The organism is Bacillus sp. NP247 (assembly GCF_018966865.1).
GTDB lineage: Bacteria > Bacillota > Bacilli > Bacillales > Bacillaceae_G > Bacillus_A.
In genome coordinates this window covers 369335-390334 of record NZ_CP076653.1, presented here as the reverse complement: position 1 = coordinate 390334, position 21000 = coordinate 369335, and the positions used below count along the sequence as shown (strand labels likewise).

The window sequence follows — 21000 nt, the reverse complement described above, 5'->3', positions numbered from 1 at the left end:
CCGTTTTTTCTTATATCCATACATATCAAAAGAAAGGGTAACTAAATGAAAAATGATAACTACTCATACCAGTGTATTTAAATACCAATGTAAAGGTACTTAATTTTGTAGATGAAATGTTAGTGTATTAAAAATAACTCATATATGTGTATGAAATTTCTAGGCGCATTGAAACTTAATAGCGGTACAGTCGATATACGTATAAAAATATATTATAAGGATACATTGTTTTATGAATTTATTTATCTTTAGGTTATATAGATTACATAAAGTTAAAAAGTTGTTGGCATTCAGGAATTAAACGAAGATCTTCAGTTTGTTGCGCATATTGCATGAATCTGTCCCACGCGTGTAAAATGTTTAAATAATAATGCTGAAAATAGAGGGGGATTCACACCATTTCTAGATAAATTATGACTTCCTTCTGTATATAAATATTGGAAAATATAAGTTTGTAAATTAATTGTGAATATATTTTATTTTTAAAAATATCCCTTGATAAATACACAGAATTATTGTAAAGTGATGATAATTAAAATGTATATTGTTTGAAAGCGATGAAAGGAAATAGTAACAAGTATTTTTTCTTTTAGAGAGTCGGTGGGTGGTGTAAACCGATAGAAAGAACTTGTGAATCCGTCCTTGAGCGAAATGTGGAACACTTCAATGTGAAGTTAGTAATCGTTTCCGGCTAAAAGCCGTTAATAATTTAAGTGGAGGGCGTATATTTTTGCGCTTTCAACTAGGGTGGCAACGCGGGTTAACTCTCGTCCCTTTTATAGGGACGGGAGTTTTTTGTATTTTATTTAGTAAACATCCTAATTTTAATACGATTTGTTACTTAATTAAGGGGGAAATAAAACATGTTAGATGTAAAAGTATTACGTACAAATTTAGAAGAAGTAAAGAAAAAATTACTTTATCGTGGTGGAGAGTTTTTTGAATTAGATAAATTCGAGGAATTAGATCAAAAGCGTCGTGAACTGTTAGTGAGGGTAGAAGAGTTAAAAAATAAACGCAATGAAGTATCTGAACGTATTGCGAATTTCAAGCGTGAAAAACAAGATGCTAATGAACTTATTAGTGAAATGCGTGAAGTAGGAGAAAATATTAAAACGTTAGATGATGAGTTACGTTATGTAGAAGAAGAGTTAAATACAATATTGCTAGCATTACCAAATCTACCTAATGAGACAGTGCCTGTTGGAACATCAGAAGATGATAATGTCGAAATACGCAAGTGGGGAGAAATAAATGAATTTTCATTTGAAGCAAAACCACATTGGGAAGTTGCTGAAAAATTAGGATTACTAGATTTTGAGCGTGCAGCAAAAGTAACGGGAAGCCGCTTCGTCTATTACAATGGATTAGGAGCACGTTTGGAGCGAGCGGTAGCTAACTTTATGTTAGATTTACATGTTGAAGAACATGGGTATACAGAGGTGATTCCGCCATTTATCGTAAATAGCGATAGTTTATTAGGAACAGGACAATTCCCGAAATTTAAAGAAGATGTATTCACATTAGAGGGAACAGATTACTCTTTAATTCCAACAGCGGAAGTACCATTAGCAAACTATTATCGTGATGAAATTTTAAATAGTGAAGATTTACCTATTAATTTTACAGCACATACTCCATGCTTCCGTTCTGAAGCCGGTAGTGCAGGACGTGATACGAGAGGGTTAATTCGTCAGCACCAATTTAGTAAAGTTGAAATGGTTAAATATACAAAACCTGAAGATTCATACAATGAGTTAGAAAAATTAACAGCAAATGCCGAAAGGGTATTGCAATTGTTACAATTACCTTATCGAGTGATTGTATTATGTACTGCTGATATGGCATTTCCTGCTGCAAAAACATATGACATTGAAGTTTGGTTACCAAGCTATGGCGTATATCGTGAAATTTCTTCTTGCTCAAACTGTGAAGATTTCCAAGCGCGTCGAGCAAGTATACGTTTCCGCCGTACACAAGGTGCAAAACCAGAGTTGGTACACACATTAAATGGTTCTGGATTAGCTATAGGTCGTACAGTAGCGGCTATTTTAGAGAACTACCAACAAAAAGACGGTTCAGTTATAATTCCAGAAGTATTGCGTCCATACATGAGAGGAATAGAAGTTATTAAATGAGAAAGATATTGATTTGAGATAAAGTGTAATAGCTTATAAACGTTTTGAGGAATACAGAATTATTTAAGTTGATGAAGACGGGAAGAAATTCTTTTAGGAGGTCACATATCAAGATTAAATAATTTTACTGTGTAAGTACTTTTCTATAATAAATATAAAAGGTTAAGGAGATATTAATAATGCATAATCAATATAGATTAATAGATGAATTTAATAATGCGGAATTTGATAAAAGTTTAAAATGGTTCTCCCCACCTAAAGGTTGGGAGGTTAATAGCAATAAATCGAAGTTAATAATCAAACCTGATAAAGAGACAGATTTCTGGCAAAAAACACACTATGAATTTCAAGTTGATAACGGCCATTTTTTATACTATGAACTAAATGGAGACTTTAGATTAATTACGAAAGTAAGCTCTAAACCAGTGAATAAATATGATCAAGCAGGTTTAATGGTTCGATTTTCAAAAGATACTTGGTTAAAGACATCTGTTGAGTATATACCTGATGACAATAGTAAATTAGGTGTTGTTGTAACAAAGAATGGATATTCTGATTGGTCTAGTCAGGAATTTTTGGGAGATTTAAATTCTCTTTACTATCGTATAACAAGAAAGGGTAATAATTACTATGTTGATTATTCATTAGACGGGGGGTTATGGAAACAAATAAGAATGGCTCACCTTTTTGAAGAAAAAGATTGCATGAAAGTTGGCATTTATGCTTGCAGTCCACAAGGTGATGGGTATGAAGCAGAGTTTGAATTTATTAAGATTGAAAATATAGATGATAATACAAAGGTTTACTAAAAGTATAAAGCTAACATAACTTTTATAGGTCTATTGAATGAAAAGTTGATTAATTGTGAATTTGAAATAAAGGTAAGGTGTTTTGAATAGAATACCTTAGTGTATTAGTAAAACCCTGAATCTGTAAGATAGAGTATATAAAAATATTTGTTGGCTAGATTGTTATTTTAAAAAAAGAATGAGCAATGTGAATGTAATTGAAAATACAAAAGTGGAGAGAGTGTTTGAACAGTATCCTAAAAACATTTAATCGAGCGATTGTATTTGCTGTAAATGATAATATGCCAGTTGAAGAATTAAAACAGTGCATTGTATTGGCGTTCACTTATCATACTTGAAAACATCTTCCTGTGCTTGGTCTTTAATAAAGAGAAGTTAAAACATTTTTATAAGAACCTCTCAGCGAAGTAAAGTAATATTTATATATTTAGCTAGTAAAAAAAGGAGTGAGCTATATTTTAGCTCACTCCTTTTTTTATCTTAATGTCCGGTATTTAAAGTGATTTTTCATTTGATACAAATTCTTTTAGCGTCTGCAGTTCTTGGGATAAATCCGATTCAAAGACATCCTCTTGATCGCTTCTAAAGATCAAATTCTTCTAGTCTATATCACGAAATTTTCTATTAATTATTTTTTAATCATCTTTAACAGTTCTTACTGCGGGGTACACTCTAATTAGATTGTTTAGAGCTAAATATGTGCAATTTAATGTTTAATGGTGAAAATAACATCAGCATTTGAATATTGAGGGAAATCTCTTAAGTTTCTTAAAAAAATTTAAAAGTACGGTTATTTTAACCAATATTTTCATAAAAACGCCTTTAAAAAGAACTAATGTTCTTTTGTTAGGGGTGATAACCTTGTATGATTATTCTCTTTTACCGAATCGTATTATTTTATGTGTAGATCTTCGTAGCTTCTATGCAAGTGTGTCATGTATTAAAAAAGGACTTGATCCACGGTATACAAAATTGGCTGTCGTAGGAGATGTAAATCGGAGTGGATCAATCGTATTAGCGGCAACACCGCCATTAAAAGCATTAGGAGTTAAGAAGATGGCACGGTTGTACGAAATACCGAATCGGCCAGATATTATTATTGTAAATCCAATTATGCATACGTATATAAAATGTTCAAATTACATAACGGGTTTAGCTCTGCAGTATGTCGCGCCAGAAGATTTTCATCAATATAGTATCGACGAGTTTTTCATGGATTTGACCGCGAGTATTCATTTGTTTGCGAGTAATCCGTGCGAGTTCGCATTAAAGTTCAAGCGAGAAATATGTGAACGTACACGGATTGAAAGTACGATTGGGATAGGGCCTAATTTATTATTGAGTAAAGTAGCAATGGATATTGAAGCGAAAAAGAATAAAGATGGAATAGCGCACTGGACATATGACGATATACCCGAGAAGTTATGGTGTATTAGACCGCTCAGTAAATTTTGGGGTATATCGTACAAAACGGAAATGAAATTGAATCGAAAAGGTATACATGCAATTGGAGAATTAGCTCAGTATCCTTTGAAATATTTAAAGCAATCGTTTGGTGTAATAGGGGAAGAATTAGTGCGCCCGTAAGGGGTATGTTTGAATCTGTCGATAGCAAGACAGCAGGATATATTGCAACGCCTGTCATCACCTAACTTATCCGGGAAGGAAACTAAACGGGGAGTGTAGCATGTTAGGAAAGTCATAAGTTGACTAAGTACTAAGTCACGACTGAATGGCGAGATGAGAATTGTAAACAAGGATGAAGGTTGCATTACTTGAACGATAACCTGAGCAGTCCCATCGCCGGCTACAGCGGAAAGTACTTATAAACGCTGTATAATCTTAGGGAATTAGTATTGCAGTTCTGCTAATTCCAGCAATACGATAGATTAGGCAATCCTAGTAAAGGATAAAAGGTGAAAGTCGCATCCGACATTACAAATAGCTATGTCAACATACATCTAAACGGGGATTACCTAAATCAGGAAGCCCATAGGGCTATAGTTTTCTGGAACTTGAATACCTGACATGGTAACGGAGTTCTCGTAGTAGTCAGAGATAGGGAAAGCCTATTACAAGGCAAAGGGGAACAGCTTATCCAGCTATATACACGATGGAAGGAGCGTGAGGCTCATGAGAAATCCAGATGATGTATTAGGCAGTCTAGTAACAAAGTCTAACAATAAAAACTATAAATATAATCGTCTTTACAGAAATCTATACAATCCAGCCTTTTATCTAAAAGCCTACACAAATATCAGCTCTAATCAAGGAAATATGACAAAAGGGACTGATGGAAAAAACATCGATGGTTTCAGTTTGGAGAAAATAAATATCCTAATAGAATCGCTAAAAGATGAGAGTTATCAACCACACCCCTCCAAGCGGGTCTTCATACCTAAAAAGAATGGCTCAAAGCGTCCATTAGGTATACCAACATTCAAGGATAAACTTCTACAAGAAGTTATTCGAATGATACTCGAAGCGATATATGAAATGAGTTTTAAGGAAAGCTCTCATGGTTTTCGTCCCAAACGGAGCTGTCATACGGCTTTACACAAAGTACGTAAAACTTTCACTGGGGTGAAATGGTTCGTTGAAGGGGATATTAGTGGTTTTTTCGACAATATCGACCACCACACACTTATAGCATTACTAAGAAGGCGGATAACTGATGAGAAATTTATTCGCCTAATATGGAAATTTCTACGAGCAGGATACCTAGAAGAATGGAAGTATCGAGGTAGCTATAGTGGCACCCCACAAGGGGGAATCATCAGCCCACTTTTATCTAACGTGTATCTAACAGAATTAGATACTTTTATGGAAGAGTACCAAAAAGAGTTTTCTAAAGGAGCAAAAAGGAAAACTACAAAAGCCTATAAACGTCAGGAATACCTAACATACAAACACAGAAAACAACTAAAGGAAAACTGGGGACAGCTCACGGAACAAGAAAAGAAGCAAGGAATTATAAAATATAAATCCTTGAAAGAAGAGTTGCTTAAAACTCCTTTCGGAGACCCCATGGATGACTCATACAAAAGAATTCAATATGTCAGATACGCGGATGACTTTCTTGTGGGGATAATTGGTAACAAAGCGGATGCGGTAAAAGTTAAAGAAGATCTAACAAACTTCTTAAGAGACAAGCTAAAACTTGAATTGTCACAAGAAAAAACACTAATCACACATAGCTCAAAAAAAGCAAGATTCTTAGGATATAACATCACAGCAAATAGAATGCCAGTTACTAAACGTGATAAAAATGGATTTCTAACCAGACACCAAATTATGAGATGTAAACTGTATCTTCCTTCGGAAAAATGGATTGAAAAGCTCAAACAATATGGAGCTCTACGCATCATGGCAGATGGGAAATGGAGAATATGGCATCGCACTTATCTCCTAAATAATGACGAACTAGAAATATTAAACACGTACAATGCGGAGATAAGAGGACTATATAACTATTACAGTCTTGCAGAAAACGTTTGTACACTCCAAAGCTTCCACTACTTTATGAAATATAGTTTCGTCAAAACTCTAGCTGCAAAACATAAAACATCTGTAGCTAAAGTAATGACAAAATATAAAGTTAAGGGAGATTTAGCTATTCAATATCAAACAAAATCCGAGAAAAGAATCAGTTACTTTTACAACGATGGATTTCGAAGAAAAGACAAGATTATGAATATAGTTCAAGACAATCTACCAAATTCACAACTATGGTGGCGTAATAGCTTAATCAAGAGATTGTGCGCAAATAAATGTGAATGGTGTGGAAAAAGTGATGCACCTTTAGAAATGCATCATGTTAAAAAATTGAAAGACTTAGAAGGCAAAAAGCTGTGGGAAAAGAAAATGATAGCAAGGAAAAGGAAAACCTTAGCATTATGTACAAGGTGTCACCAAGACCTACACAGCGGAAAGCTAGATGGATAAGTGGAAAGCCGTATACATCGAGAGATGTACGTACGGTTTGGAGGAAAGCACACGAAAATCTAACATAGCAATATGTCAAGACGTTGGGTGCTTATCCTACCATTTACATAGTAATGGGATTGATTTTAGCAGAATAGCAGAGAAATATGTTCCAGCGACAACATCTATAGCAAAGAGCCAAATATTATTACGTGATTACTCAATTGAAGAGTTCATAGTTATTTTATTAGAGCATATAGAAGAAGTTTGTTACAGGTTGAGACGAGAAAAGAAATGCGCTCAAACAATCCATTTTTCAGTTGGATATAGCAAGGAATATGGCGGTGGAATAAGAAAGGCACATACGTTAAATAGAGCAACAAATTTAACGATGGATATTTACAATGTTTGTACATATTTTTTATACGAGCGTCACAAAGGGGAACCGATTCGATCGTTAAGTGTCTCATTAACAAACCTTATTAATGAAGGAGAAGAGCAAATTTCACTTTTCGATAGCATTATACAAAGAGAAAAAGAAATGCGATTAACGAAGGTTATGGACGAAATTCGAACACGGTTTGGTAAGAACAGTATTTTACGAGGGATTTCCTACACAAGCGTCGCAACAGCAAGATATAGAAACACATTATTAGGAGGACACAAGTCGTGAAGAATGCTAATATACCAAAAGGAAGAGGGATGGTAAAGTGGCAACCGTTTGCCAGTATGCCAGAGCAGTTCGCAGTTATTAAAGAAATGATACAGGAGCAAACGAAAGTCTCGCGTCCAGTCTTAACACAAGATGCAAAAGAGGTGCTTGAAAATAAGTTATTAACTTCATTTTTAGGTGAAGAAGAGATTTTACTTACATATTATAAAGATGGCTATCTATATAAAAATTACATAACAGTAATAAATATAAATCCATTAAGTGAGACGATTACTTGTACGGATGTTTTTCATAATAAAAGAAGGTTTAAGTTTGGTGATGTAATTGAAGTGAATTAGAGGGGGGAAATAAAAGTGATTATCTCTTCCTAACTTAATTATACCACGTAAATAACGTTCGAAATAGACTGTTTATTCTCATTTACTATTGTTACAATCAAGAACACATGACTAGTAAGGAGAGGTGCCAAATGAGTTCTTTCGTTCTCGATTTTCAGGAAATAGAAAAAACACAGCTTTCGCTCGTTGGTGGAAAAGGATTGAATTTAGGGGAGTTAACAAACATTCAAGGGATACAAGTGCCAGAAGGATTTTGTGTTACAACGGTAGGATATGAAAAGGCCATCGAACAAAATGAAGTGTTTCAAACTTTGTTGACTCAACTAGTAATACTAAAAATTGAAGATCGAAATCAAATTGGTGAAATGAGTAAGAAAATCAGAGAAACCATTATGGAAGTAGAAATTCCTTCCGATGTAGTGGAAGCGGTGTCTCATTATCTCTCTCGTTTTGGCGATGAGCATGCTTATGCAGTGCGTTCTAGTGCTACTGCTGAAGATTTACCATATGCCTCGTTTGCTGGTCAACAAGATACGTATTTAAATATCATCGGAAAAGAAGCGATTTTGCAGCATGTAAGAAAGTGCTGGGCTTCCTTATTTACGGATCGTGCAGTAGTTTACCGAATGCAAAATGGTTTTGATCATAATCAAGTTTCTATATGTGTTGTCGTTCAAAGAATGGTTTCCCCGGAGGCGTCGGGCATTTTATTTACTGCTGATCCGATTACTTCTAACCGAAAGGTGTTATCGATTGATGCCAGTTTTGGACTTGGTGAGGCTTTAGTATCAGGCATAGTATGTGCTGATAATTATAAAGTGAAGGAAGAAAAAATAGTCGATAAGATGATAGCAACTAAAAAATTGGCTATCTATGCTTTAAAAGAGGGCGGAACAGAGACGAAACAGATTGATCCGGTTCAGCAAAAGATTCAAACATTATCTGAACAACAAATATTACAACTAGCACAGATTGGAAGACAGATTGAAGCTTATTTTGGTTGTCCGCAAGATATTGAATGGTGTTTAGTTGAGGGGACATTTTATATTGTCCAAAGTAGGCCGATAACTACTCTATATCCAATTCCAGAAGCAAACGATCAAGAAAATCACGTGTATGTATCCGTTGGTCACCAACAAATGATGACCGATGCGATGAAACCACTAGGGTTATCTTTCTTCCTGTTAACGACTAGTGCTCCTATGCGTAAAGCGGGGGGAAGGTTATTTGTTGATGCTACACCAAAATTAGCTTCACCTACTAGCAGAGATTACTTAATAAACACTTTAGGAAAATCGGATCCGCTCATACGAGATGCATTAACGACTGTAATAGAGCGAGATAATTTTATCAAATTGTTACCGGAGGATGAAAAAGAAAAGAGTGTTGGTAAAAGTATGCCGCCTGCAAGATCGCAACCACAAATCGAAAACAATCCAGCAATCGTTACGGATTTAATAAAGAATAGTCAAGCATCGATCGAAGAGTTAAAACAAAACATTCAAACGAAATCAGGGATGGATGTACTTGATTTTATTTTGGAAGATATTAAGCAATTAAGGGAAGTATTATTTAGCCCGCAAAGTATAGCTGTCATTATGGCAGGTATGAATGCTTCAACATGGATGAATGAAAAGATGGAGCAATGGCTAGGTGAAAAAAATGCAGCAGACACACTTTCTCAATCGGTACAAAATAATATTACTTCAGAAATGGGTTTAGCATTAATGGATGTTGCGGATGTGATTCGTCCTTATCCGAATGTCATTGAATATTTACAACATGTAAAAGATAATAGCTTTTTAGATGAATTAGTTCAGTTTAAAGACGGAGAAAAAGCTCGAGATGCAATCGATGCTTTTCTAAATAAATACGGAATGAGATGCAGCGGAGAAATCGACATTACGAAAACGCGCTGGAGTGAAAAGCCAACTACAATTATCCCGATGATTTTAAATAACATAAGAGATTTTGAAATTGGTGCTGGTAAACGGAAATTTGAAGCAGGGCTGCAGGAAGCTTTGAAAAAAGAAGAAGAGTTATTAGAGCGATTGCAGCACTTGCCGGATAGTAAACAAAAAATAGAAGAGACGAAGCGAATGATTAGTAACATTCGCAATTTCATCGGTTATCGCGAATACCCGAAATACGGTATGATTAATCGCTATTTCATATATAAGCAGGCAATATTGAAAGAAGCCGAGCAACTCGTGCAAAATAGCGTTATTAATGAAATAGAAGATATATACTATCTAACTTTTGAAGAACTTCGCGAAGTCGTCCGTACAAATAAACTAGATTACAAGGTTATTCATAAACAAAAAAATGATTACAAAGTATATGAAAAACTAACGCCACCGCGTGTGATGACGTCTGATGGAGAAATCATTACAGGTAAATATAAACGAGAAAATCTCCCGGCTGAAGCGATTGTAGGTCTGCCTGTTTCCTCAGGGGTTATTGAGGGGAGAGCTCGCGTTATTTTAAATATGGAAGATGCGAATTTAGAAGATGGAGATATATTGGTTACGGCATTTACTGACCCTGGCTGGACACCATTGTTTGTGTCTATAAAAGGGTTAGTCACTGAAGTTGGCGGGCTCATGACGCACGGAGCAGTTATCGCACGTGAATATGGATTACCAGCAGTCGTAGGGGTAGAGAATGCTACGAAACTAATAAAAGACGGGCAACGAATTCGGGTACATGGAACAGAGGGGTATATTGAAATACTGTAGTTGCACTTTAAATGAAAGATCATCCGCTATAAGTAGTGGAGGGTCTTTTTATTTTTTAAGCCAGTTGCTATCACCTGAAACATCGATGAATCAGAATGTATATCAATCCAAAACAAAGAATATTTTCAAAAATATTACAAATTAAGACAGTACATTGCGAATTATTAGAATATTCTTTATTATATAAACGTTGGAACGTATTTAATATTGGGGAGGAATAGGGATGAAGAAAAAGCCTTTTAAGGTGCTGTCTACGCTTGCGGCGGCAGCTGTGCTTAGTTGCACATTTGGATTTGGTAGTCAATCTGTTTATGCGGCAACGCCGTCTAGTGTAGGAGCTTTAAGTCCAATTGATGAAAATTTAATTCCAGAGGAGCGTTTAGCAGATGCGCTCAAGAAACGCGGTGTAATTAGTGAATCTACGTCGAAAGCAGACACATTAAAAGCTGTTGAAAAATACGTAGAGAAGAAAAAAGGCGAAAATGCTGGAAAAGAACCAGCAGGGGATAGTGTCTCGAGAGAAGCTTTTGACTTTTTGAAAAAGGTTAAAGATGCAAAAGCAGATGCAAAAGAAAAAGTTGAGCAACCTGCTATTGGTCCGGTAGTTGGACAAGAGCCGGTTAAAGGGGGATTAAACGGCAAAGTACCAACTACTTCAGCGAAGCAAAAACAGTATAATGGTGATGTTCGTAAAGATAAAGTTCTTGTATTGCTAGTAGAGTTTGCTGACTTTAAGCATAACAATATTGATCAAGTACCAGGTTATATGTATTCAAATGATTTTAATCCAGAACATTATCAAAAAATGTTATTTGGTGATGAGCCGTTTACACTCTTTGATGGTTCAAAAGTCCCAACATTTAAACAATATTATGAAGAGCAATCTGGTGGTAGTTATACAGTTGATGGGACAGTAACAAAGTGGTTGACAGTTCCTGGTACAGCAGCGGATTATGGTGCAGATGCAGGAGATGGCGGTCATGATAATAAAGGACCAAAAGGACCTCGTGATTTTGTAAAAGAGGCATTAAATGCAGCTGTAGAAAGTGGTATTGATTTATCGGAATTTGATCAATACGATCAATATGACAATAATGGTGATGGCAATAAAAATGAACCAGATGGTCTTATTGATCATTTAATGGTTATTCACGCTGGAGTTGGGCAAGATGGAGGCGGTGGTAGACTAGGTGATGACGCAATTTGGTCACATCGCTGGAATCTTGGAGCACCATATCCAATTGAAGGAACAAAAGCAAAGGTTGATAACTGGGGCGGTAAAATGGCAGCATACGACTACACAATTGAGCCAGAAGATGGAGCAGTTGGTGTATTCGCACATGAATTTGGTCATGATTTAGGTCTTCCAGATGAGTATGATACAAAGTATTCAGGGGCAGGTGAGCCAATTAACTCTTGGTCTGTTATGAGCGGTGGCAGCTGGGCTGGTAAAATTGCAGGTACAACACCACCGAGTTTCTCTCCGCAAAACAAAGAGTTCTTTCAAAAGAACATGGATGGGAACTGGGCAAATATTGTAGAGGTTGACTATGATAAATTAAATCGTGGTATCGGTCTTGCGACGTACTTAGATCAAAGTGTAACAAAATCAGCTCGTCCTGGTCTGATTCGCGTTAACTTACCAGATAAAGATGTAAAAGGTATACAGCCTGCATTCGGTAAGAAATATTACTATAGTACAAAAGGCGATGATATTCATACAACATTAGAAACACCAGTGTTTGATTTAACAAATGCAACAAATGTGAAATTTGATTACAAAACATTGTATGAGATTGAAACAGGTTATGACTTCCTAGAAGTACATGCAGTGACAGAAGATAATAAGAAAACGTTAGTGGATCGAATTGGCGAAAAGAATGTGAAAAATGGTCTAGACACAACGGATGGTAAATGGGTAGATAAGTCATATGACTTAAGTCAATTTAAAGGTCAAAAAATAAAACTAGTATTCGAATACATTACAGATGCTGGTTTTGCAGGGAACGGTTTTACTCTTGATAACGCTACATTAACTGTAGATGGAAATGTTGTGTTCTCTGATGATGCAGAAGGCGAAGCGAAATTAAAATTAAATGGTTTCGTTACAGCAAACGGTTTTGATAAGAAGAAACATAACTACTATTTAGAGTGGAGAAACCACGCTGGTGCTGATCAAGCGTTAAAATATAGTAGTGGTGTACCGTATAATACAGGTCTTGTTGTATGGTATGCAGACTCTAGCTTTACAGATAATTGGGTTGGTATGCATCCAGGCGAAGGTTTCTTAGGGGTTGTTGACTCTCACCCAGAGGCAATTGTTGGAACGCTAAACGGCAAACCAACTGTTCAAAATAGTACACGATACCAAATCGCAGATGCTGCGTTCTCCTTTAACCAAGTGCCAGCATGGAAAGTTGTATCTCCAACACGCGGAACATATGATTACAAAGGGTTACCAGGTGTAACGAAGTTTGATGATTCTAAATCGTATATGAACGATTTAATCCCAGATGCAGGACGTAAAGTACCGAAGTTTGGATTGAAATTTGAAGTAGTTGGACAAGCAGATGATAATACTGCAGGTGCAGTTCGTTTATATCGTTAATAATGGAGAAGCTGTTGAATAGGATTCCTTTCAACAGCTTTTTTCATAGGAACATAAATTTCTAGCTATTAATAAATACACAGCTATAGGGTATTACTCTAATGAAAATTACATAATAGTAGTTGATATAATAAAACCATTAAATGAGATGATTACTTTTACAGAGACAGAGATGTTTTTCGTAATAAATGCATCTGTAAGGTTATTGATGTAATTGAGGTTGATAAAAACATAGTTCAATGCGACTGACTTATTTTTTTAAACCTGCTGCATAGAAAGGTCCATGAACTGCGATTGTTGATAAAATACGAGCAATTTCCTCCGGTGTTTCTTTTTGCCCACTATTTAACCATTGCTGAATGACACCTATATGAGCAGATGCCATATAAGAAGCTAAGTATTGGCTTGGAAAGATAAATCTCCGTTTGGACTAAGTACAGCTTTTATAAAGTCACTATTTTCATTTAGAAATTCAAGAATAGAAGCGAGAAGTGCAAATGGAGTCGTTGGGGAAGGGTTTGATCCAAGATCCGCAATAACTTCCGGAAATTTCTTTTTTGCAATGCTAGACATCTCGTACATAATTTCTTCTTGGCATCTCGTCATTAAATCAAATTTATCTAGGTAATGTGTATAAAACGTACCACGGTTTATGTTTGCTTTCGTTGTAATATCTTTTACTGTAATGGCGTCAAAGCCTTTTTCTTCAATTAATTCCACAAATGCATTTCGTATTGCCGTTTTCGTACGAATCACTCGTAAATCTAAATTACTATCTCGCAAAGTATGTCCCTCCTAAATTTTCTTCAACATATTTATCAAATGTGTCTTATAACCGACACATTCGCGATTTCTGATTATTGTATAAGGTTCAACGCAAACATATAATTCAAAATATAAATAAACAACACGTTGTTCACTTATTGTAACTGAAATTAAAGGAGGGGAAAAGAACATGTTTAAAAATAAACTTTTATTATTATCACCAGTCATTGCACTACTTATTGTTTTTATTTTTTCATTAACATTATTTCCAAGCGTTCAACCTCAGCCGAAAAATTTACCAATTGCAATTGTAAACGAGGATCAAGGAGTAGAAATTCCGAACCAACCTAAAATGAATATGGGGCAAACGATTGTTGATACGATGAAAAAAACATCGAAATCAGATGAAGAACCTGCGGTGAAGTGGGTAGAAGTGAAAAATAAAGAAGCCGTTCAAAAAGGTTTAAATAATAAAGAATATTATGCGGCATTAGTCATTCCGAAAGAATTTAGCGCAAAACAAGCATCATTACGAACACCACAGCCATCATCACCAGAGGTAGAAATATTCATAAATCAAGGAATGAATACAGCTGCATCAACTATGGCAGGGCAAATATTAAATGGTGTGGTTGATAATATGAACAATACTGTTCGTACGCAGCTACTAGATGGGTTTAAAGCAAAAGGTGCTACTTTAACAACAGATCAAGCTTCAAATTTAGTAACACCTATTGCGAAGAAAGTGACAAATGTGAATGAGGTCGGAAAAAATAGTGCGAACGGTAACTCGCCAATTTCTTTATTCCAACCGCTATGGATTGCAAGTTTAGCTAGTGCAGCGATTATCTTTATTGCGATTAGCAAAATGCCAGTAGGTACAAGAAAAGAAAACTTTGTATTAAAACTAAAACAAATATTAGCTGGAGCTATCGCGGCGCTTGTAATTGGATTTGGTCTTACATGGATTGCAGATGGAATGGTAGGATTAAATATTTCGAATGTAACGGATACGGCGTTGTTCTTATCTATTACAGCGTTTAGTTTCTTCTTAATGATTTCTGCAGTGCTTTCATTAGTTGGACTAAATGGAATCGGATTATTTGCACTCTTACTATTCTTCGGAGCACCGTTATTATCATTAGCACCTGAAATGTTGTCTCCGTTTTATCAAGATTGGATTTACTCATGGTTACCAATGAAATTTATGATCGAAGGACTTAGAGAAATATTTTTCTTCGGAAAAGGGTTAAGCTGGAGTACACCTGTTACTGTGCTTGTTTGGATTGGTGTGGTAAGTATGGTTATCGTTTTAATAACGGCTTTCAAGCGTAGTGCAATAAAGGAACATAAAACTGAATTAAGCGCTTAAAAGGTAAAGAACGTTTCACTTGTAGTGAAGCGTTTTTTTGATGAATTCATTATGAATTGATAAGAAAATTAAGCAGCGATAGATAGGTTTTTTCAATATTTTAAAGGTGATTGAAGAAATAATATTTGCGGTTCTTTTTTGTATACATGCTCCTACTATTTCAAAGTGCATAAAATGTTATGCGAAATTATGGAGGGGATACGATGTATAATTCGAATTATCAAGATTGGTATAGGCAGAATGATAAGTTGATAAGTGATATTGAAAAAGCTATAAACGGAGAGTTTACTGCCATAAATTGCTATGCTAAATTAGCTAACATGGCTCCAAATCAAGTAGAACAAAAACAAATTCTTGAAATCCGTAATGATGAAATAAGGCATTTTCAAAATTTTGTACAAATCTATACGAATTTAACTGGCAGGCAGCCGAAACCGCAGATCAATGAAGGATGTCCTAATACTTACTTACAAGGATTAGAATTCGCTATACAAGATGAGCAAAAGACTGTAGATTTTTATTTAGAAATTTCAGATGAAACATCAGATGCATCTATGAAAGACTTGTTGCGGAGAATAGCTGCAGATGAACAAAATCATGCGGTATGGTTTTTATATTACTTTGTGAAGTCGAAGTGAGCATTAAGAATGAATGGCTGATGTGGTGAATATATTAGGAATTATTTTAAAACGCAGTACAACAATTGAATAAGATATTTAAATGTAAGCAGAAGGAAACCGTTTCGCTAGTAGTGGAGCGGTTTTTTGTGATGAAATACAAGTTACATAGGTATCGACAAAATAGAGTAATCAAATTTGATATATAATGTATGAAACAAAAATGAAAATAAAAATAAATAAGCTAGGAGCAAACATATGAAAAGAGGAATTACAGTAGATATTCTAGATGGATATGATAATTTACTTTGGAAAGTGTTAAGGCCAATTGATATTACTGCATTTGATTGGCAAGCCGTGGGAAGGGAGGAAGCTTATATAATAGTAGGGAATGGATTAGGTCCAGAATTATTTTCAGAAGATAACGAGATCATGGAAGGATCAGAATTAAAAAAACAAATAAAAGATAACATATATTATCTTTTATTTGTAGACTTAAAAGCATATCCAAAAGGGGAAGTACTAGGAGAAATTGAAACATATGAAGAATTTAAGGAGAGTAAGTGTGAAGTAGTCGTATTAGTAGCCGATGGTGATTACATACAAATTTATGCGAAAAAACAAGAAGAGATTGAAATGATGTATGAAAACGCACTGAATCAAGGATTTTATGTAGAATATATTACAGATGAAAATGATGGAAGGACTCGTATGTCAGTATGGTAGTAATTTGAAAGGGGAACAGCAATATGGAGAGAAATATTAGTAAAGAATATACAATTCGAATTGCTACTGAAAATGAAAGTGATAGTATTATAATTCTATTAAAAGAAGTAGCACAATGGCTACAACATAAAGAAGTGGATCAGTGGCAGTATCTTTTAGGAGAGGAAGCTACGGCTGAAATACTAGAATGTATAAGAGAGAAATATACATATGTTGTTATGAAAGAAGATGAAATAGTTGGTACAGTTACGGTTTCTCCTAAACAAAATGAATGGGATGAACACATTTTTGGTAAAGAGGAAGTTTCTAATTCATTATATATTCATAGATTTGCGGTAAAACGGAAGTATAAGGGGAATGGAATAGGAGAATGGATTTTGCATTGGGTAGAAGAGAATGTGCAAAGTGATAAAGAGTATTTGAAGTTAGATTGTGTTGGGCATAACCAACTGTTGAATGATTTTTATAAGCGATGCGGCTTTGAATATATTGGTAGTACAGATGGGCTTAGTAAATTTCAAAAGAGAAGGAGAAAGTGAATGAATCCAATTAACGTAAGTTTAGTTGAGAAGTTAATACAGGAACAGTTTCCTGAATGGGCACATTTAGAAGTGAAGCCTGTAAAGCTTAGCGGGCATGATAATAGAACGTTTCATTTAGGAGATCAGATGAGTATGAGATTACCAAGTGATGCAGCATATGCACCGCAAGTAGAGAAAGAAAATATTTGGCTTCCTATATTAAGTAAGGGACTTTCTTTACAAATTTCTGCACCAATTGCGAAAGGGAATCCATCTGAAGAATATCCGTGGCCTTGGTCTATTAATAAGTGGATAGAAGGGGAGACCGTTACGAAAGAAAATGTTCGTGACTTAGATGAGTTTGCGGCGGACTTAGGTTCATTTCTAGTAGAATTGCAATCAATTGATACGAGTAACGGACCAATAGCTGGAGCGCATAATTTTTACCGGGGTGGGCTTATATCTGTATACGATAAAGAGGCAAGGGTAGCCATTGAAAATAATAAGGATGTTTTTGATGAGACATTATTAAAACATCTTTGGGATTTAGCACTTAGGTCAACATGGGATAGCAAACCAGTTTGGGTTCATGGAGATATAGCGCCGGGTAACTTACTTGTTAAAGATGGGAAGCTTAGTGCCGTAATCGATTTTGGTATTTTAGGAGTAGGAGATCCTGCCTGTGATGCAGCGATGGCATGGACGTTTTTTGATGAAAATAGCAGAAATGTATTTAAAGAAGTATTAAGTATGGATGAAGAAACGTGGAATAGAGCGAGAGGATGGGCGCTTTGGAAGGCGTTAATTACATACGATGCGAATAAAAATAGTAATAAAAAAGTGGCAGAAGAATCTTATCGTGTGATTCAAGTGATTGTGGATGATTATGAGAGGTAATAGAAAAAGGCTTATTTTGATTGTATATTTCAAAATAGGCTTTTTTACATGATTAAATATTCAAAATCAAAAAAAGGAATCTAACATCATTATACAGAATATTTAGATAATAGGAGGTGTCGAATTTTGAATGAAATTGAATTAAAAAGGAATGTAATTAAGGCAGGGCGAGAGAAGGGGATTATTCTTCGGTTTATACTCACTAGTCTAGTAGGTGTGTTTATGTTTTTCGTACCAGTTACGATAAACGGTGCTTCGTCAATTATGATTGATCATATCGTATCGTGGATCCGGACTTCAGTTCCTTCTGTAGTACCATATTACGCACTACTTGTAATGATAATTGGTGCGATTTATCCATTTTATACGAAGAAATGGAATGCATCCATTGTAGATATTTGTTTTTCTATTTTAAAAGTAATAGGTGTTGTTTTTGGCATATTATATTGTTTGAAAGTAGGACCAGCTTGGTTCTTTGCGCCAGATGTTGGCCCGTTTTTGTATGAGAAGTTAGTGATATCAGTAAGTTTACTCGTCCCAATTGGCTCGACGTTTTTAGCGTTATTAGTCGGATATGGATTGCTTGAGTTTATCGGCACGTTTTGTCGTCCGATTATGAGACCGTTATGGAATACGCCAGGACGATCAGCAATCGATGCGGTTGCCTCCTTCGTTGGAAGTTATTCACTTGCACTTCTTATTACTAACCGGGTGTATAAAGAAGGAAAGTATACGACAAAAGAAGCAGCAATCATCGCCACAGGTTTCTCAACAGTATCCGCAACATTTATGATCATCATCGCAAAAACATTAGACATTATGCATTTATGGAATATGTACTTTTGGACTACGCTTGTTGTAACATTCATCGTGACTGCTATCACCGTAAGAATCCCACCACTTAGTAGAAAACCAGATACATATGTAACAGAAGAAGGTTTCCCAGAGCCTGTTTATAAAGAGAAAATGCTAGAACGCGCTTGGGAAGATGCGTTAGAAGTATCAAAATCTGCGCCGAGTGTAATGAAAAATATTGCAGTGAATTTAAAAGACGGTTTTATTATGACGATGGGAATATTGCCATCGATTATGTCAGTAGGGTTAATTGGTATCGTCTTAGCAAAGTTCACGCCAATATTTGATTGGATCAGTTACATTTTCTATCCATTTACGTGGCTATTACGATTGCCAGAAGCAGACTTAGCTGCTAAAGCGGTATCAGTTGGTATTGCAGAGATGTTTTTACCATCGTTATTAGTTGTAAGTGCACCACTCGTGACAAAGTTTGTCATTGCGGTTGTTTCCGTATCATCTATTTTGTTTTTCTCCGCATCAATCCCTTGTATTTTATCGACAGATATTCCGTTAAAAGTATCTGAACTTATTATTTTATATGTGCAAAGAACGATATTAACGTTGCTTATTATTACGCCGATTGCTTATTTGTTGCTTTAAAAAGGAAAGGTATTATCAAAATGGGAAAGCTGGAAAATTATAAAAAAGTAGATTTGAAAATTAATATTTGTGATAAAAATATGAGTAATATACATGTGATATATAAATGCGGGAACAGTTATTTCTGAGTTTTAAAGAGATAAAGCTATAAAAAAGAACCCTTCCGCAAAGGTTGGGTTCTTTTGTTTGTTATTTTTTATTAAAAGCAGGGTGTTCCCACATCGCTATCAAGCTAAGAAAAGCAAATACCCCAAAACGAGAAAAATTACATCTCTGAGTGAAAATGTACATTTTTTTGTTTTGGGGGCAATCTGCAAGCCCATCAATCTAAGATTTTAAAGTTTTACTTTATTTCAAAGTGAAAGCCACATTTAGTGTAAATTTAGTTTTTGAATATTCCTTGACAGGAATATTCCCAGTTGGATATAATCAATTCAACAAGACGATAATATTAGTGATGATATTGATGTGTTATAACTGGAGACCATCACTTAACGAGGTGAGTGATATGTCGGAGGAAATTTCGGGCGTGAACGTGGCGACGCTGAATGCCTTATCTGAACCGAATCGTATGAATATCGTTGAACTATTGCGTGACGGTCCTCTAACTGTTGGGGAAATTGCCGATCATCTGGGATTAAGGCAGCCACAAACTTCGAAACACTTAAAGGTGCTAAGTGATACTGGAATTGTGGAAGTGCAAGCTGAAGCTAATCGCCGGATTTATAAGTTACGACCTGAACCTTTCCAAGCGCTTGATTGTTGGGTACAGTCATTTAAGCATGTGATGGAAGAGAGATTCGATAATCTAGATACGTATTTGAAGGAATTGCAAAACAAGGAAAAATCTTAAGGAGGAATTAAAATGTCAAAAAATACAATGGTATCGAGAGTAGAGAATGATCGAGTATTAGTACTGGAGCGCGTTTTTGATGCACCGCGTGATCTTGTGTTCAGTATGTTTAAAGAAGCAGAGCATTTGAAACAATGGTGGGGACCAAGGGGTTGGGAAATTCCATCATGTACTGTCGATTTCCGTCCAGGAGGCGTTTGGCACTACTGTATGAAGTGTGTCGATCAGAACATGGGGCAATTCTTTGGTATGGAATCATGGGGTAAAGGGGTTTATAAAGAGATTATTGAGCCAGAGAAAATCGTCTACACCGATTATTTTTCAGATGCTGAAGGGAATGTGAATGATTCTATGCCATCAACTGAGATGACATTGGAATTCATTGATTTAGGTGGAAAGACAAAGCTAATAAACCGTGCTGAATATGTTAACAAAGAGGCTCTTAAGACCGTTATGGACATGGGCATGCTACAAGGTATCACTGAAACTTGGGATCGTTTGAACGAACGATTGGAGTCGCTGAAATAGATTTTTGTACCGCAACTTTATTTTCGGTGATAATTAAG

14 protein-coding genes, 3 pseudogenes and 1 other annotated feature are annotated in these 21000 nt (G+C 35.5%); of the genes and pseudogenes, 16 read left to right on the top strand and 1 reads right to left on the bottom strand.

Annotation, left to right across the window (positions count from 1 at the left end; translation table 11 throughout):
* The first annotated feature begins 548 nt into the window (after window positions 1-548).
* Window positions 549-778, top strand: a binding site (T-box leader).
* An 85-nt stretch (window positions 779-863) separates the two neighbouring features.
* The 8 genes and pseudogenes from serS to KPL75_RS02080 all read left to right on the top strand — a co-directional run bounded on the left by serS (window position 864) and on the right by KPL75_RS02080 (window position 13228).
* Complete coding sequence (gene serS, locus KPL75_RS02115) at window positions 864-2138, top strand: serine--tRNA ligase (protein ID WP_219919213.1); 1275 nt, start codon at window positions 864-866, stop codon at window positions 2136-2138.
* Between the two features lie 179 nt (window positions 2139-2317).
* Entirely contained in the window at window positions 2318-2947 is a 630-nt protein-coding gene (locus tag KPL75_RS02110) for a DUF1349 domain-containing protein (RefSeq protein ID WP_219919212.1), read from the top strand.
* 861 nt (window positions 2948-3808) lie between these two features.
* Window positions 3809-4522, top strand: a pseudogene (locus tag KPL75_RS02105) (DNA repair protein); the annotation flags it as partial.
* A gap of 558 nt (window positions 4523-5080) precedes the next feature.
* On the top strand, window positions 5081-6892 hold the full coding sequence (locus KPL75_RS02100) for a reverse transcriptase/maturase family protein (RefSeq protein WP_219919210.1): 1812 nt from the start codon (window positions 5081-5083) through the stop codon (window positions 6890-6892).
* 100 nt (window positions 6893-6992) lie between these two features.
* Window positions 6993-7544 (top strand): annotated as a pseudogene (locus KPL75_RS02095) (DNA repair protein); the annotation flags it as partial.
* Complete coding sequence (locus KPL75_RS02090) at window positions 7541-7882, top strand: YolD-like family protein (RefSeq protein WP_219919208.1); 342 nt, start codon at window positions 7541-7543, stop codon at window positions 7880-7882. The pseudogene KPL75_RS02095 and the gene KPL75_RS02090, both read left to right, overlap by 4 nt.
* Window positions 7883-8013: 131 nt before the next feature.
* A complete protein-coding gene (ppsA, locus tag KPL75_RS02085; protein ID WP_219919207.1) occupies window positions 8014-10620 on the top strand; it encodes a phosphoenolpyruvate synthase in 2607 nt (868 codons plus the stop codon).
* 223 nt (window positions 10621-10843) lie between these two features.
* Window positions 10844-13228: an immune inhibitor A domain-containing protein gene (locus tag KPL75_RS02080; RefSeq protein ID WP_219919206.1), complete on the top strand. Its 2385-nt coding sequence runs from the start codon at window positions 10844-10846 to the stop codon at window positions 13226-13228.
* A 250-nt stretch (window positions 13229-13478) separates the two neighbouring features.
* Here KPL75_RS02080 and KPL75_RS02075 read toward each other — a convergent pair.
* Window positions 13479-14011: pseudogene (locus KPL75_RS02075) on the bottom strand (TetR/AcrR family transcriptional regulator).
* Between the two features lie 172 nt (window positions 14012-14183).
* Between KPL75_RS02075 and KPL75_RS02070 the strand changes: the two are divergent.
* The 8 genes from KPL75_RS02070 to KPL75_RS02035 all read left to right on the top strand — a co-directional run bounded on the left by KPL75_RS02070 (window position 14184) and on the right by KPL75_RS02035 (window position 20962).
* Window positions 14184-15365 carry a YhgE/Pip domain-containing protein gene (locus KPL75_RS02070; RefSeq protein ID WP_219919205.1) on the top strand — a complete coding sequence of 394 codons (1182 nt, stop codon included), beginning with the start codon at window positions 14184-14186 and terminating at the stop codon, window positions 15363-15365.
* Window positions 15366-15568: 203 nt separating this feature from the next.
* Entirely contained in the window at window positions 15569-16003 is a 435-nt protein-coding gene (locus tag KPL75_RS02065; protein WP_002200003.1) for a ferritin-like domain-containing protein, read from the top strand.
* Window positions 16004-16240: 237 nt separating this feature from the next.
* Window positions 16241-16708 (top strand): DUF2691 family protein, encoded by a 468-nt coding sequence (locus KPL75_RS02060; protein WP_219919204.1) that lies wholly within the window; start codon window positions 16241-16243, stop codon window positions 16706-16708.
* Between the two features lie 23 nt (window positions 16709-16731).
* Window positions 16732-17247 (top strand): GNAT family N-acetyltransferase, encoded by a 516-nt coding sequence (locus tag KPL75_RS02055; RefSeq protein ID WP_002146851.1) that lies wholly within the window; start codon window positions 16732-16734, stop codon window positions 17245-17247.
* On the top strand, window positions 17248-18126 hold the full coding sequence (locus tag KPL75_RS02050; RefSeq protein WP_002200004.1) for an aminoglycoside phosphotransferase family protein: 879 nt from the start codon (window positions 17248-17250) through the stop codon (window positions 18124-18126).
* Between the two features lie 126 nt (window positions 18127-18252).
* Window positions 18253-19581: a YjiH family protein gene (locus KPL75_RS02045; protein ID WP_219919203.1), complete on the top strand. Its 1329-nt coding sequence runs from the start codon at window positions 18253-18255 to the stop codon at window positions 19579-19581.
* 508 nt (window positions 19582-20089) lie between these two features.
* A complete protein-coding gene (locus KPL75_RS02040) occupies window positions 20090-20434 on the top strand; it encodes an ArsR/SmtB family transcription factor (protein WP_215582100.1) in 345 nt (114 codons plus the stop codon).
* Window positions 20435-20446: 12 nt separating this feature from the next.
* Entirely contained in the window at window positions 20447-20962 is a 516-nt protein-coding gene (locus tag KPL75_RS02035) for an SRPBCC domain-containing protein (protein ID WP_215568912.1), read from the top strand.
* The last annotated feature ends 38 nt before the right edge of the window (window positions 20963-21000 follow it).